Genomic DNA, 13,910 nt, shown 5'->3' with positions numbered 1-13,910 from the left:
TTCTAACGCCCCACCTCAGATTTTAAATTACTTCCTTAATTTTTTTATTGTTGCCTACAATCCAAATTACATCACCATTATCAAAAACAAAATCAGATGAAGGATTTAGAATTCTATCGGCTCCGCGTTCTATCCCCACAATCAATGCTTGTGCTTTTTCTCTAATTCCAGCATTTCGAATACTTAAACCATATACAGGAGATTCGAGGTTCACAACTATCTTTTGCAAAGTCATTTCCTTATCTGGAAAACTTTTCTCCGATTCTGTTTCAGGTAAATCAACTTCCAAGATCGCTTTTACCATTGCAAGCTGATCATCTGCGCCAATAAGTAATAATTTATCATTTGGGTATAGACGTTCTTCTCTGCCAGGAGTTGGAATGGAGTTTCTGCCACGTTCAATCATAGCAATGTTAACACCATACTTTTCTCTAATCATTAACTCAGTTAGCGTTTTTCCAACCACTTCCGATTCTGGAGAAACCGTAAGTTCTGTTAAATGTGTATCCCAAGGTAAAATATCTGGTGTCTGATTTTCACGGGCATTTAAATTGAGCATAAATCTACGTTCCAGTTTATCATAAAACGACTGAAGTTTTCGAGAGAAAATTATCATTCCGAAAACAATTAATCCAAGCGCAATTCCAGCGGCGACCCAGGTATCGAAAAATTCATACATCAGGAAGCCAACAAAGAAGATACCCAGGGCAACTCTAAAAGCTTCAATGGCAATTAACGGCCCACGCGTGTACTTTTTGTTAAGCCAAAGATGCGAATAGGCCGTTCTTTGTATCCTGCGAATTGATAATGCCCATAAGAAAGGAGCCATTAATATAAATGAAACAACCAAACTAATCACCATTGATTTTATCCCGTTTACAACATTTTCTGCAATGAATGGCTGTATGTATCTGGATGCCAGAAAAATTACGGAAACGATAATAACAGAATGTATAATGGTATTGAATGCATAACTGCGTAGTAAAATTTTCCAGTCACTTAATGTCGTTATTCCTGCTGTACTGCTGCTGTATCGCTCAATCCCGTCTAACCATTTTTTTGGTAATATTCGCGTAAGAAAATTATAAAATGGTTCGGAAAGCTTGATCAGGTAGGGTGTTGTAAAAGTAGTTATTGCCGAAGCCGCTACCGCGATTGGGTATAGAAATTCACTCGTTACTTTTAGCGTTAAACCTAAGGTTGCAATGATAAAAGAGAATTCGCCAATCTGCGCTAAACTCATACCAGTTTGTACGGATGTTTTTAAAGGCTGGCCCGATAATAATGCGCCCATAGAAGAACTGAATAATTTCCCTAATATGGTTGCAAGTGTTACCACAACGATTGGCAGTGCATAATCTAGTAAAATACTCGGATCAATTAACATGCCCACCGAAACGAAGAAAACTGCAGCAAATAAATCTTTGACGGATTTGGTTAAGTGTTCTATTTTTTCTGCCTGTGTTGTTTCTGCTAAAATAGAACCCATTATGAATGCGCCTAAAGCAGGAGAGAAGCCAACTTTTACAGCCAGTAAAACCATTATTAAACAAAGTGCTAATGAAACAACGAGCATGGTTTCGTCGTTCATTAATTTTCTGGTGGCTTTTAAGAAACTTGGAATTAAAAATATACCTCCCAAAAACCAAAGTACCAGAAAAAATGCAAGCTTTAGTATAGAAATTAGCATTTCGCTACCCGCAAATTGCTGACTAACAGCTACTGTTGAAAGTAAAACCAGAAGTAATATCGCGACCAAATCTTCAACAATAAGTACCCCGAAAACCAAGCCTGCAAATTTCTTATGTTTTACACCTAATTCTTCGAATGCCCTAATGATAATTGTTGTCGAGGATACAGAAAGGATACCACCAAGGAAGATACTGTCCATAGTTTTCCAACCCATTAACTTACCTGCTGCAAAGCCAATAAGCAGCATGAAAACAACTTCTACAACAGCCGTAATTGATGCTGAACCACCAACTTTAACAAGTTTTTTAAAACTGAATTCAAGTCCTAGGCTGAATAGGAGGAATATAACTCCAATTTCGCCCCAAATATTTATACTTTTTGTATCGGTAACCGAAGGAAAGAAATCAAGATGTGGTCCAACCATCAGGCCAGCTAGAATATAGCCTAAAACCAATGGTTGTTTTATTTTTTTAAATATAAGTGTTGTTATTCCTGCTGCTGCAAGAATTAATCCTAAATCGGCAATTAGATCTGGTAAATGCATGTGTAAAACTGAGTATTGAGTAATTAAAATTTTTCAGTCAGGTTTTAAAAGCCTAACATTTGGAAAAATCTGCATCGCTGCAGTTAAAAATTAAATTACTTACCAAAAAACATGTTTTGGATAGAGCATTTTAAACAGGCACCAATAGCTAAATCTTATTGTATTGATTATAACTTTGGTATTGTTGATTTTATTTGCTGAGAGAAAAAATGCTAAAACAGCGAACAGAATAAAACAACATGTTACTGTTTTTAGCTTTGAAATTGTAATAAAGTCTTTCTCTAAACTTTCTTGATCTTGCTGAAGATGAAAGATAATTTTGGCATTCTTTTTACTCGAAACAAAGGTTTCTTTTAATTTGCTTTTTAAATTGGTTATTTCTTTTTTTGAGGTTGCGTAACCAGAAAAAGAAATAGAAACCAGAAAAAAGAATATTATGTAAAAAAGCCTCATTGCCGCTAATATAGCGAAAATGAGGCTTTTTTGAAAGTTAAAAAAACTTTAAACTATTTTTCTAAAGAAGCAAAATAGTTTAAAGTGGCTTCTTTATCTTTTTGTAGCTGAACGGTGAGCGCTTCTAAACCTGTAAATTTAACGTCGTGACGTAGGAATTTTAAAAAATTCATTTTAATATCCTGTCCGTAAATTTCGCGGTTAAAATCAAAAATATTCACTTCGATATTTCTGGTCATGCCGTTTATGGTTGGGCGTTGACCAATGTAAGCCATCCCTTTAAAAGTTAAAGGTTTAAGATTAACAGTTGGATTTTCAGAAGTCGTTTTTGAATCTGTAACTGTTAAATCTGAATTCATTTCTACCGTTACAGCATAAATTCCATCGCCAGGGATTAGCTTGTAAGTTTCTTCGACAAAAATATTGGCGGTTGGAAAACCAATGGTCCGGCCAATTTTATCGCCTTTAATTACTCTGCCGAAAATAGAAAAAGGATAGCCTAAATAATCAGCTGCTAAGCTAACATCGCCAGCTAAAAGTGCCTGTCGGATTTTGGTAGAACTTACGGCAACATCGTGGATATCCTGCTCCATGATTTCTTCGACAGTGAAACCAAAATGCAATCCTGCGGTTTTTAAATCGGCTAAATTCCCTGAGCGATCTTTACCAAAACGATGGTCGTAACCGATAATGATATGTTTGGTACCAATGTTATTTACCAAAGTATTTTTAATATAATCATCTGGTAGCTGGTTAGAAAAATCGCGGGTAAAAGGCGTTATAATTAAATGATCGACACCCAGACTTTTTAAAATTTCTGCCTTTTCATTTATGGTGTTTATCATTTTTAAATCCTGGTTTTCAGGATCAATAATCATCCTTGGATGAGGGAAAAAAGTTAGGATTACACTTTCGCCGCCATCTGTTTTGGCTTTTTCTACCAGTTGTTTAATTATTTTCTGATGTCCAAAGTGTACGCCATCGAAAGTGCCAATGGTTACAATGGCGTTATCGAGCTTAGTGAATTCGGATAGGTTGTGATATATTTTCAATGGAACAATCTTTTTTTTACGATGGGTTTTGCATGAGGGATGGAAGCGGTATCATTTTTTGTTTATCCATAGATAAGCTTAGGACGGCATAGACAAAAAATATTTAGCGTACAGCCCGACCCCTTGCGTAGCTTGGGGGCATGCCCAAATTTATTTTAATAATTTATTAATGTAAAGCATGGCGCTTAACCACACCACCTTTTAAATCGGCAATTTGTTGTTGTATAACAAAAGCATCTGCATCAATTTGTCTTATTGCAGTTTGCAGTTTGCTCATTTCTAATTTAGTAACAACTGTAAAAATAATATCGATATCTTTTTTCTCTCCGTAACCACCTTCTCCTTTATAAATGGTTACGCCACGTTTCATTTCCCCAATAATAAAGCCTTTTATAGCTTCCTGATGTTCGGAAATTATGGTTACGCCCGTGTATTGTTCTATGCCGTTTACAATAAAATCGATGGTGTAAGACGCGGATAAATAGGTTAAAATTGCATAAAGTGCCGTTTCTATATTTAGAAAATAAGCTGCAAATGCAAAAATGATGATGTTTAAAATTAAAATGATGTTTCCAACGGTAAGAATACTGTTCTTACTGATGTAGAGCGCTAAGACTTCTGTACCATCGATTACACAACCGCCACGCATGGCCAAGCCAATTCCACCGCCTAGAAATAAGCCGCCAAAAAAAGCAATTAATAACCGATCGTGTGTAATGGGTTGAAACGGGAAAATTATTAAAGCAATAGAAAGCGCTGCAATGGCAATTGCCGTTTTAATGGCGAAAGTTTTGCCAATTTGGCGATAACCCAAAATAACAAATGGAATATTTATAATAACGATTAGGTAAGATAAATTCCATTTGGTTAAGGTGCTTATTAAAAGTGAAATACCTGTGACCCCACCATCAATGAATTCGTTTGGCATTAAAAAGCTTTTTAAACCAAAACAAGCAGAGGTTACACCCGCTGCAATTAAAAGAATCTCTTTTATAAAACGGGTATTCTTGTTTCTGATGTTGTTCATACTTCGGTTTCTGCTTTAGCTTCTTCTTTCTTACTACGAATATAATTAACAAGTTCTAAAACCTCAAACGCATCAGATAGCAAAAAACTACCGCTGCGGGTGCGGGTTAGTTTCGAAAGATAAGCACCATTATTTAATGCCTTGCCGAAATCGGAAACTAAAGAACGAATGTACGTTCCCTTACTACAAACAATTCTAAAATCTATTTCTGGTAATTCTATTCTGGTAATTTCGAATTCTGGAACTGTTACAAAGCGCTTGCGTAATTCTACTTCTTCGCCTAAACGAGCTTTAACGTATAAACGTTCTCCATTTATTTTAACTGCAGAATGTGCTGGTGGATATTGTTCGATATCACCCGTAAATTGAGCAGTTGAAGCGTAAATTTGTTCATTGCTAATTTGGTTGATGTCGAAAGTTTTGTCAACCTCAGTTTCCATATCGAAAGATGGGGTAGTGGCACCTAAAACCATAGTGCCAGTATATTCTTTTTCTTCGGCCTGAAAGGTATCTATTCGCTTGGTAAGCTTGCCTGTGCAAATAATAAGCAGTCCTGTAGCCAGTGGATCTAACGTACCAGCGTGGCCAACTTTTAATTTTAGTGGTTTTAGAGAATTACGAATTTTACCAACCACATCAAAGGAAGTCCATTTGTATGGTTTGTTAATTAATAATAGTTCGCCTTCTGCGAAATTGAACTCTTTAAATTTTGAATTTTCTGTACTCACAAATCTTTTTTGCGCAAAGATACTGATTATATAATTTGCATACTGTGACCAGTAAGCAACAAGATTATAATTACCAGGCCAGCAATAATTCTGTACCAGCCAAACATTTTAAAGCCATGTTTATTTAAATAACCAATAAAGCTTTTAATGGCAAGTAAGGCAACAACAAAAGCAATAACATTACCAATAATTAAAAGATTTGTTTGCTCTGGCGTAATGGTGTGCCCTTCTTTATAAAAATCGTAAAGCTTTTTGGCTGTTGCTGCAAACATTGTGGGTACAGCTAAAAAGAATGAAAATTCTGCGGCAACTTTTCGGCTTAACTTCTGTGACATACCGCCAACAATAGTAGCTCCCGAACGAGAAACACCAGGAATCATAGCTATACATTGAAAGAAACCAATTTTTAAAGCGGTAAGATAGCTAATATCTTCTTCCTCGTTTACGGTTGGGTTGTTAAACCATTTATCTACAAATAATAAAATAACACCACCAACTAAAAGTGAAATACCTACGGCCATCGGACTTTCTAAAAGCTCATCTATTTTCTTGCTTAATAACAGGCCAAATACTGCTGCTGGAATAAAAGCAACCAAAAGTTTAATGTAAAAATTTATCGATTTAAAAAACCTTTTGAAATACAAAACTACTACAGAAAGTATGGCGCCTAATTGAATCGCAATGGTAAATAGTTTAACAAAAGGATCACTTGCAATACCCATAAAAGATGAGGCAATAATCATATGTCCTGTACTTGATACAGGTAAAAACTCGGTTAATCCCTCAATAATTGCAAGGATAATGGCTTCGAAAGAATTCATGTTTTTTTAGAAGAGTAAAAACGAAGAAAACGCTTAGTTAAAAAAATAAGCGTTTTCTGATCGTTCTGTTAGGATGAAATTATTTTTTAAGAATGGCGTAAATACCGAAGGCAAAGCCTAAAAGCACAACTAATGGCGCTAATAAAGTTCTTCTGAAATCGTAAATATCGCCTGTGGTTCCCATCATTAAAATGAAACCGACTGCTACAATTGCGATACTAATTAACAGTAACTGATAGTTCTTTTTGGTAAAAACCAATTCGCTTTTAACTTCCTTTGTAATCGGACTTGTTTTTTTTTCTGCCATTATCTATAAAGATTGTAAGATTTTAAACGTAAATATCTGCTCACTGCAAACCATGTACTAATGCCTGTAATAAAAATACCAACAATTACTAAACCGATAAACACTAAACCGAACTCCCTGTAATTATTAAGTATAATAATTTCTGGAACTTCTTTACGAGCATAAATCAATGTTGCCAATAAAATAATAATTGCAATAAATGCGGCAATTAAACCATGTAATGCAGCAAATAATAAGAAAGGACGCCTAATAAAGTTTTTCGTTGCACCAACAAGCTGCATACTTTTAATTAAAAACCTTTGTGAGTAGATTGCTAATCTTATAGTGTTGTTAATCAGTGCTATAGAAATTACCAGCAACAGTGCTGCAAATGCTAAGATTACTAAGCCAATGGTATTTATGTTTTTATTTACCATATCGATTAAAGAACTCTGGTAAACTACCTCTTTAACAACTGGATTTTTAGCAATTTTTAATTTTAACGCATCTATGCCCTTGTTGTTAGCATAATCTGCTTTTAAATACACATCGAAAGTAGATGTTAACGGATTGTAACCTAAGAAATTAACAAAGTCTTCGCCTAAATCCTGAGTTAAATTTCTTGCTGCAAGCTCTTTATTTACATATTGAGTTTGTTTTACAGCAGCTTCGGAATTCAATTCTTTTTGGAAAGCTAAGATATCGGCTTCCTTCGCACCTTCGTCAACAATAATATTTAAAACGATATTTTCTTTAACGTAGTTAGATAGGTTTTTGGCATGTACAAGTACCAACCCAAGCAGTCCTAGCATTAATAAAACCAAAGCAATACTTATAATAGTAGAGATATATACGGTTTTGGTTTTCTTAGATGCATCACTTACTTCGAATTCTTCCATGTATTTTATTTTTGTTTCTGCGAAAATATAAATTATACCTGATAAACACCAATATTAGGCATTGTTAAATGAACATTAACGCCTAAACTGAATATTTAGTTTGCCATATAATTGGGTATTTAATTTACAGATTTTTATAAAACCGTACCAAATTTCGATAAATCACGTTAATTATAGAAACTGAAACTAAAAATCACCTAAATGAAAAAACAAGTTACAATTCTGAGCCTTTTCCTTATCGTTAGTGCTACATTATTTTCGTGCAAAAAAGATACAACATCTGTAAAGTCTCGTATTATTGGAAAATGGACTGTAAATAAAATCGTGGTAAGCGGAAATACAAACGAATTACTTAATGGTACCTTTAACTATACAGCCAATGATTATTTAGATTTTAAGGCAAATAATGATGACCAGGTAGAGCTGAGTTTAACAAATCAGCGTACAATCGGGAGTTTTGTTACCTCTTTAGGTAACGAATTTAACCTGGTTTTTCCCGAAGGAACTTCTTACTGTAACATATCAACACTTAGTGCAACGCAACTTCAATTTACAGCTAAAATCGATAAAACTAATATTGTTAAAGTTTACACCTTAACCCGATAAAAATCTTAATCCCCCGATTATTTGCTTTGCGCCATTGGTTTTTATAATCAATGGCGCATTTTTTTTGTAAAAATAATATGAAAAGGTTCTTTCAGTTTTTCATCGGAAGGTGCAGTCGGGCTGTACGCTAAATCTTTTTGTTATCGTAATCTCGATATTGTCGAAGGGATGAACAAAAAAGTATATCGCTTCCATCCCGTTTATAAACGTTGGCTTGTTCACAAAAATTAAAATACCAACAGAGTAAAAATCTGTGTTTCGTTGGTAAAAAAGCGATGAAAATTATGTTTCACTAAACCCCTTAATTTCCGTAATTTTGCCCCTTTAAAAAATTAAAACTTGCAATGGATTACCAATTCAAAGAAATAGAACAAAAGTGGCAGAAATTTTGGGCCGATAATCAAACATTTAAAGCCGAAAGTAACTCTGAAAAACCAAAATATTATGTGTTAGATATGTTTCCATACCCATCGGGAGCAGGTTTACACGTTGGTCATCCACTGGGTTACATTGCATCCGATATTTTTTCAAGATACAAGCGCCTTAAAGGTTTTAACGTTTTGCATCCAATGGGTTACGATTCTTTCGGTTTACCTGCAGAGCAATACGCTATACAAACGGGTCAACACCCAGCAATTACAACCGAAGCTAACATTGCAACTTACCGTCGTCAGTTAGATCAAATTGGTTTTTCTTTCGATTGGAGTCGCGAAGTTCGCACCAGTGAACCATCTTATTACAAATGGACGCAATGGATCTTCATGCAACTTTTTAATTCATGGTATAACATCGAAAACGATAAAGCAGAAGATATTTCTACCTTAATTGAGAAATTTAATGCATCGGGTTCTGCAGATGTGAAAGCGGTTTGCGATGAAGATGTGAAATCATTTTTACCAAGCGATTGGGCAACTTTTACCGAAGAAGAAAAACAAGAGGAATTATTAAAATATCGTTTAACTTATCTACGCGAAAGTACAGTAAACTGGTGCCCAGCTTTAGGAACTGTTTTGGCTAACGATGAAATTAAGGATGGTTTTTCTGAGCGTGGCGGTTTCCCTGTTGAGCAAAAGAAAATGATGCAATGGAGCATGAGAATTACCGCTTATGCCGATCGGCTTTTACAAGGTTTGGATACCATCGACTGGCCAGAGCCAATAAAAGAAATGCAACGCAACTGGATAGGGAAGAGTGTTGGTGCGAGTGTAAAATTCCAGGTTGAAGGCAACGATAAACAAATTGAAGTTTTTACTACCCGCGTAGATACCATTTTTGGTGTATCTTATTTGGTTTTAGCACCAGAACACGAATGGGTTGCCGAACTAACAACAGCAGAACAAAAACAAGATATACAGAATTACATCTCTCAAACTAAAAAGAAATCGGAATTAGACCGCATGGCGGACACAAAAACCGTTTCTGGAGCATTTACTGGTACTTATGTAATTAATCCTGTTAGTGGCGAACGCGTTCAACTGTGGATTGCCGATTACGTACTTGCAGGTTATGGAACAGGAGCGGTAATGGGTGTACCTAGTGGCGATCAACGCGATTGGTTATTTGCAACGCATTTCAATTTACCAATTATCCAGATTTTGGATGCTCAGCAAGATATCGAAACACAAGCAGACCCAACCAAAGAAGGTAAATATATTAACTCTGGTTTTATCAATGGATTAACTTATAAAGAGGCTGTTCCGTTTTTAAATAACTGGTTAGAAGAAAAGAAAGCTGGTAAAGCTAAGGTTAACTTCCGCCAACGCGACGCGATTTTCGGTCGCCAACGTTATTGGGGAGAACCAATTCCAGTTTACTTTAAAGATGGTTTGCCATATTTGGTAAAAGAAGAAGAATTGCCTCTAATCTTACCAGAAATTGATAAGTATTTACCAACTGAAACTGGAGAACCACCTTTAGCAAGAGCCGAAAACTGGACACCAAAAGATGGCGACCATTACGAATTGAGCACAATGCCAGGTTGGGCTGGAAGTAGTTGGTACTGGTACCGTTATATGGATGCGAATAATAACAATGATTTTGCATCAAAAGAAGCTATTGAGTACTGGAAAGCAGTAGATTTATATATTGGTGGCTCTGAACACGCAACTGGTCACTTATTATACAGCCGTTTCTGGAATAAATTTTTGAAGGATTTAGGTTACACCAAAGAAGAAGAACCTTTCAAAAAATTAATTAACCAGGGGATGATTCAGGGTAGGAGTAATTTCGTTTATCGTATTAATGATGAAAACGGAAAGCCTACGAATACTTATGTTTCGGCTGGATTAAGAAAAGATTATAAAACTACAGCTTTGCATGTTGATGTAAACATTGTAGAAAACGATACGCTTGATTTAAATAAATTCAAAACCTGGAGAGAAGAATATTCAAACGCTGAATTTATTCTTGAAGGTGGAAAATACATCTGTGGTGTTGAAGTAGAAAAAATGTCGAAATCAAAATTCAACGTGGTTAATCCAGATGATTTGATTGAGCGTTATGGAGCCGATACTTTGCGTATGTACGAGATGTTCTTAGGTCCCTTGGAGCAAAGCAAACCTTGGAATACCAATGGTATTGAAGGTGTGTTTAAGTTCTTGCGTAAATTCTGGAGATTGTTCCACAACGAAGCCTGGGAATTCACCGTTTCTGATGCAGAACCCACAAAAGCAGAACTAAAATCATTGCACAAAATCATCAAAAAAGTTCAGGATGATATTGAGCGTTTCTCGTTTAATACTTCTGTTTCCAGTTTCATGATTGCCGTTAATGAATTAACGGATTTAAAATCAAACAAACGCAGTATTTTGCAAGATATGGTGGTGATTTTATCGCCTTACGCACCACACATTTGCGAAGAACTTTGGATTCAGTTAGGTAATGAAGCAGGAACCTTATCTTATGCAGAATTCCCAATTTTTAATCCTGAACATTTGGTCGAAGATGAATTTGCTTATCCAGTTTCTGTAAATGGTAAAATGAAAATGAACTTAAATTTGAGTTTAACTTTAGCGCAACCAGAAGTAGAAGCAATTTTACTGGCAAACGAGCAATTTCAAAAATTCTTGGATGGTAAAGCGCCTAAGAAAATCATCTTTGTAAAAGGAAAAATTATTAACGTAGTTATTTAATCTGAAAGGATAGATACCAAAGCGGAAAGCGCTTTACAGGATTTTATACAAGAAACCCCCGAGTTACTTATGCAGTAGCTTGGGGGTTTTGTTTTAGTCATCTTTATTGATCGAAAACCTTGCGGATCACTTTTTTGTTTTACCTAAAACCTTATCTTAGTTAAATGCAAACACTGCTTACTTCTACTCAAATGCGACTTGCCGATGAATTTACCATCGCAAATAAGCCAATTGCTTCTATAGATTTAATGGAAACAGCGGCAAGGGCATTTGTTAAAGTTTTTCTGCGAAACGAATTCGATACCAACAAAAGCGTAGCTATTTTCTGCGGAAAAGGTAATAATGGTGGCGATGGTTTGGCAATTGCCCATCTTCTGCTTAATAACGGTTACGAAAATATTAAGGTTTATGTAATTAATTTCAGTAAAAAGAAAAGTGCCGATTTTGCCATAAACTTACAGCGATTAGATGAATCAAGATGTAAGAAAGTGGTAATTGATCGAGCTACTGATTTCAAAAATATTAAAGCAGATATAATTATTGATGCCATTTTGGGATCGGGCTTGAATAAGGCTTTGGAGGGTGAATACGCAGAATTAGTAAAGCAAATTAATAACCTTAATAAAAAAGTTTATTCGGTTGATGTACCCACAGGTTTTTTTGCAGAGGGTAGGTTAACTGCAGATTATAATGGTATAGTTGCCTATAAAACTATTTGTTTTCAAAGGCCAAAAATCAGCTTTTTTTTTCCTGAAAGTAAGTTGGCCACCAAAAGTTACGAAGTTGTTGAAATTGGATTAGATGAAGACTTTGTTCAAAAGCAGGAATCAGAATTTTATCTGGTTGAAAAAAAGGATATTGAAAAAATATTAAAACCAAGAGAAAATTTTAGCCATAAAGGCACTTATGGGCACGCATTAATTATTGCAGGTAATTCCAATACAATGGGTGCGGCTTTACTTTCGAGTATGGCTTGTTTACATACTGGAGCAGGTTTAACAACTGCATGTATCCCGCAAAGCGGATTAATTGCCCTAAATGCAACTTTGCCAGAAGTTATGGCTTTACCCAGAGATGAGTACACTCGAATAGAAAATCCCACAAAATATCAAGCGATTGCTATTGGACCAGGTTTAGGTATTTCGGCAGAGCATGAACGATTACTGGAGAGCTTATTTGCAGCAAATTTGCCTTTAATTATTGATGCTGATGCCTTAAATATTTTATCTGAAAGGCCAGACTTAATTGAGAAAATTCCTGAACAATCTATTTTAACCCCACACATGAAAGAGTTTGATAGATTATTTGGCGAACATTCGAACTGGTGGGATCGGTTACAAACAGCAAAAAACCAATCGGTAAGACTAAAAATAGTTATCGTCCTTAAAAATCAGTACACCTTCGTTTGTAGTCCAAATGGTAAAGTTTACATCAATCCAACTGGTAACCCTGCAATGGCGCAAGGTGGAATGGGCGATGTTTTAACTGGTATAATCGCAGCATTTGTTGCACAAAAATATTCTTCGTTGAATGCTGCAATCCTAGCTTGCTTCGTGCATGGGCAAACAGGCGACCAATTAGCTGATGATAAATTTGTGGTAACTGCTTCGCAAGTGGCTAAAGAAATTTCTGGAGTGATTAAGACAATGGTGCCTTAATTTTAAGGTGAGTAGGACAAAAATTTGGTATCATCAAAATGAATCGATTTTTGCAAATGATATTTATGTTTTGATCTTTAAAAACGCATCAAAATAAAAAATCCTGATCGTTTTAATTATCAGGATTTGTATTTTAAAGTCTTGTATATTTTAAACGCCACCCATTACGGTTAGTTTTTCCATTGTTGGATTAACACTTCCGCCCATAGGCTCCAATGTTACTGCAAAGGCTTGTGCTTCTTGTATGGTTTGCATTTTCAAGAGAGCCTCGTTCGATGTTGAATCTGCCTTACCAAAAACACCCAAACTAACTGGTTTACCATTTACCAAAGCCCAAAGTTGATATTCGTGTTCTGCATCGGCTTTTGGTAAGTCCATAGCCACATAGTTAATTAAAACACTTTTATCCTTTTTGTTCCAATAAACATTCATTTTAGATTTAGGGCTAATTGCCTGGCCTTGCATCCTAATAGTTGCCCATTCTTTGCTATCTGCCATTTCAGCCATATTATTCAAACCCTTATTGTCATATTCTAATTTGCTAACTACACCAGCAAATTTCTGCTTATCAAGATTTAAACTTGCAATCTGCGAATGCGCATCATTTAACTTGTTATAAGTAATAAATAAAGCTGCAACACTCATCACTAATAAGGCTACACAAGCAACCAAAGCATAACGTAAAGTTCTTACTTTACCGTCACTTCCATCTAAGCGTATAATTTTAGGCTCTTCTGTATAAACAGGTTGGTTAGAAACAACTTCTTCCTGTTCCTCAAGTTCACTAAAACCTAACTTTTCAAATAATCTTGTTTCTACATCTGCAGATGGTTCTACAGCATTTTGCATAGCATATTGCTCCATAGCCTGCTCAATTGCATCTATTTCAGCTCTTACTTCTGCGTAGCGAGCAGCCATTTCTTCGACCTGCAACGTCTCTTCAGATGATAAATCACCTAAAACGTACAACTCAAGTACTCCAGATTCGATATATGCTTTTAAATTTTCCACGC

General features: G+C 35.6%; 11 protein-coding genes. 3 read left to right on the top strand and 8 right to left on the bottom strand.

Annotated features, from left to right (window positions below):
* Window positions 1-22 precede the first annotated feature (22 nt).
* From ABD692_RS04720 to ABD692_RS04690, 7 genes are all read right to left on the bottom strand, one after another.
* Entirely contained in the window at window positions 23-2,236 is a 2,214-nt protein-coding gene (locus tag ABD692_RS04720) for a cation:proton antiporter domain-containing protein (protein WP_344765377.1), read from the bottom strand.
* A gap of 506 nt (window positions 2,237-2,742) precedes the next feature.
* On the bottom strand, window positions 2,743-3,741 hold the full coding sequence (locus ABD692_RS04715) for a bifunctional riboflavin kinase/FAD synthetase (RefSeq protein ID WP_344765375.1): 999 nt from the start codon (window positions 3,739-3,741) through the stop codon (window positions 2,743-2,745).
* Window positions 3,742-3,907: 166 nt separating this feature from the next.
* Window positions 3,908-4,768, bottom strand: coding sequence for a YitT family protein (locus tag ABD692_RS04710; protein ID WP_316763371.1), 861 nt, complete (start codon window positions 4,766-4,768; stop codon window positions 3,908-3,910).
* A complete protein-coding gene (gene truB, locus ABD692_RS04705; protein WP_344765373.1) occupies window positions 4,765-5,496 on the bottom strand; it encodes a tRNA pseudouridine(55) synthase TruB in 732 nt (243 codons plus the stop codon). Before truB ends, ABD692_RS04710 begins: the two co-directional genes overlap by 4 nt.
* Before the next feature lie 26 nt (window positions 5,497-5,522).
* Window positions 5,523-6,317, bottom strand: coding sequence for an undecaprenyl-diphosphate phosphatase (locus tag ABD692_RS04700; protein WP_344765371.1), 795 nt, complete (start codon window positions 6,315-6,317; stop codon window positions 5,523-5,525).
* Window positions 6,318-6,396: 79 nt separating this feature from the next.
* A complete protein-coding gene (locus ABD692_RS04695) occupies window positions 6,397-6,624 on the bottom strand; it encodes a DUF3098 domain-containing protein (protein WP_316763364.1) in 228 nt (75 codons plus the stop codon).
* Window positions 6,624-7,502: a cell division protein FtsX gene (locus ABD692_RS04690; RefSeq protein ID WP_316763361.1), complete on the bottom strand. Its 879-nt coding sequence runs from the start codon at window positions 7,500-7,502 to the stop codon at window positions 6,624-6,626. Before ABD692_RS04690 ends, ABD692_RS04695 begins: the two co-directional genes overlap by 1 nt.
* 201 nt (window positions 7,503-7,703) lie before the next feature.
* Here ABD692_RS04690 and ABD692_RS04685 point away from each other — a divergent pair, with 201 nt between their 5' ends.
* The 3 genes from ABD692_RS04685 (at window position 7,704) to ABD692_RS04675 (ending at window position 12,897) form a co-directional block, all read left to right on the top strand.
* On the top strand, window positions 7,704-8,108 hold the full coding sequence (locus ABD692_RS04685) for a hypothetical protein (RefSeq protein ID WP_316763359.1): 405 nt from the start codon (window positions 7,704-7,706) through the stop codon (window positions 8,106-8,108).
* A 344-nt stretch (window positions 8,109-8,452) separates the two neighbouring features.
* Complete coding sequence (leuS, locus tag ABD692_RS04680) at window positions 8,453-11,239, top strand: leucine--tRNA ligase (protein ID WP_344765366.1); 2,787 nt, start codon at window positions 8,453-8,455, stop codon at window positions 11,237-11,239.
* A 164-nt stretch (window positions 11,240-11,403) separates the two neighbouring features.
* Window positions 11,404-12,897, top strand: coding sequence for an NAD(P)H-hydrate dehydratase (locus ABD692_RS04675; RefSeq protein ID WP_344765364.1), 1,494 nt, complete (start codon window positions 11,404-11,406; stop codon window positions 12,895-12,897).
* A 150-nt stretch (window positions 12,898-13,047) separates the two neighbouring features.
* Here the strand turns inward: ABD692_RS04675 and ABD692_RS04670 are convergent, their stop codons facing one another.
* A complete protein-coding gene (locus ABD692_RS04670; RefSeq protein WP_344765362.1) occupies window positions 13,048-13,908 on the bottom strand; it encodes an anti-sigma factor in 861 nt (286 codons plus the stop codon).
* Between the last annotated feature and the right edge of the window lie 2 nt (window positions 13,909-13,910).

The organism is Pedobacter ginsengiterrae, from assembly GCF_039537385.1.
In the GTDB taxonomy this organism is placed as follows: Bacteria; Bacteroidota; Bacteroidia; order Sphingobacteriales; family Sphingobacteriaceae; genus Pedobacter; species Pedobacter ginsengiterrae.
This window is presented reverse-complemented; position numbering and strand designations above follow the sequence as displayed.

Excerpts from the sequence above, each read along its gene's own strand:
- ABD692_RS04690 (WP_316763361.1), bottom strand. The coding sequence starts at position 7,502 with ATGGAAGAATTCGAAGTAAGTGATGCATCTAAGAAAACCAAAACCGTA.
- ABD692_RS04675 (WP_344765364.1), top strand. The coding sequence starts at position 11,404 with ATGCAAACACTGCTTACTTCTACTCAAATGCGACTTGCCGATGAATTT.
- ABD692_RS04700 (WP_344765371.1), bottom strand. The coding sequence starts at position 6,317 with ATGAATTCTTTCGAAGCCATTATCCTTGCAATTATTGAGGGATTAACC.
- ABD692_RS04695 (WP_316763364.1), bottom strand. The coding sequence starts at position 6,624 with ATGGCAGAAAAAAAAACAAGTCCGATTACAAAGGAAGTTAAAAGCGAA.
- ABD692_RS04710 (WP_316763371.1), bottom strand. The coding sequence starts at position 4,768 with ATGAACAACATCAGAAACAAGAATACCCGTTTTATAAAAGAGATTCTT.
- ABD692_RS04720 (WP_344765377.1), bottom strand. The coding sequence starts at position 2,236 with ATGCATTTACCAGATCTAATTGCCGATTTAGGATTAATTCTTGCAGCA.
- leuS (WP_344765366.1), top strand. The coding sequence starts at position 8,453 with ATGGATTACCAATTCAAAGAAATAGAACAAAAGTGGCAGAAATTTTGG.
- ABD692_RS04685 (WP_316763359.1), top strand. The coding sequence starts at position 7,704 with ATGAAAAAACAAGTTACAATTCTGAGCCTTTTCCTTATCGTTAGTGCT.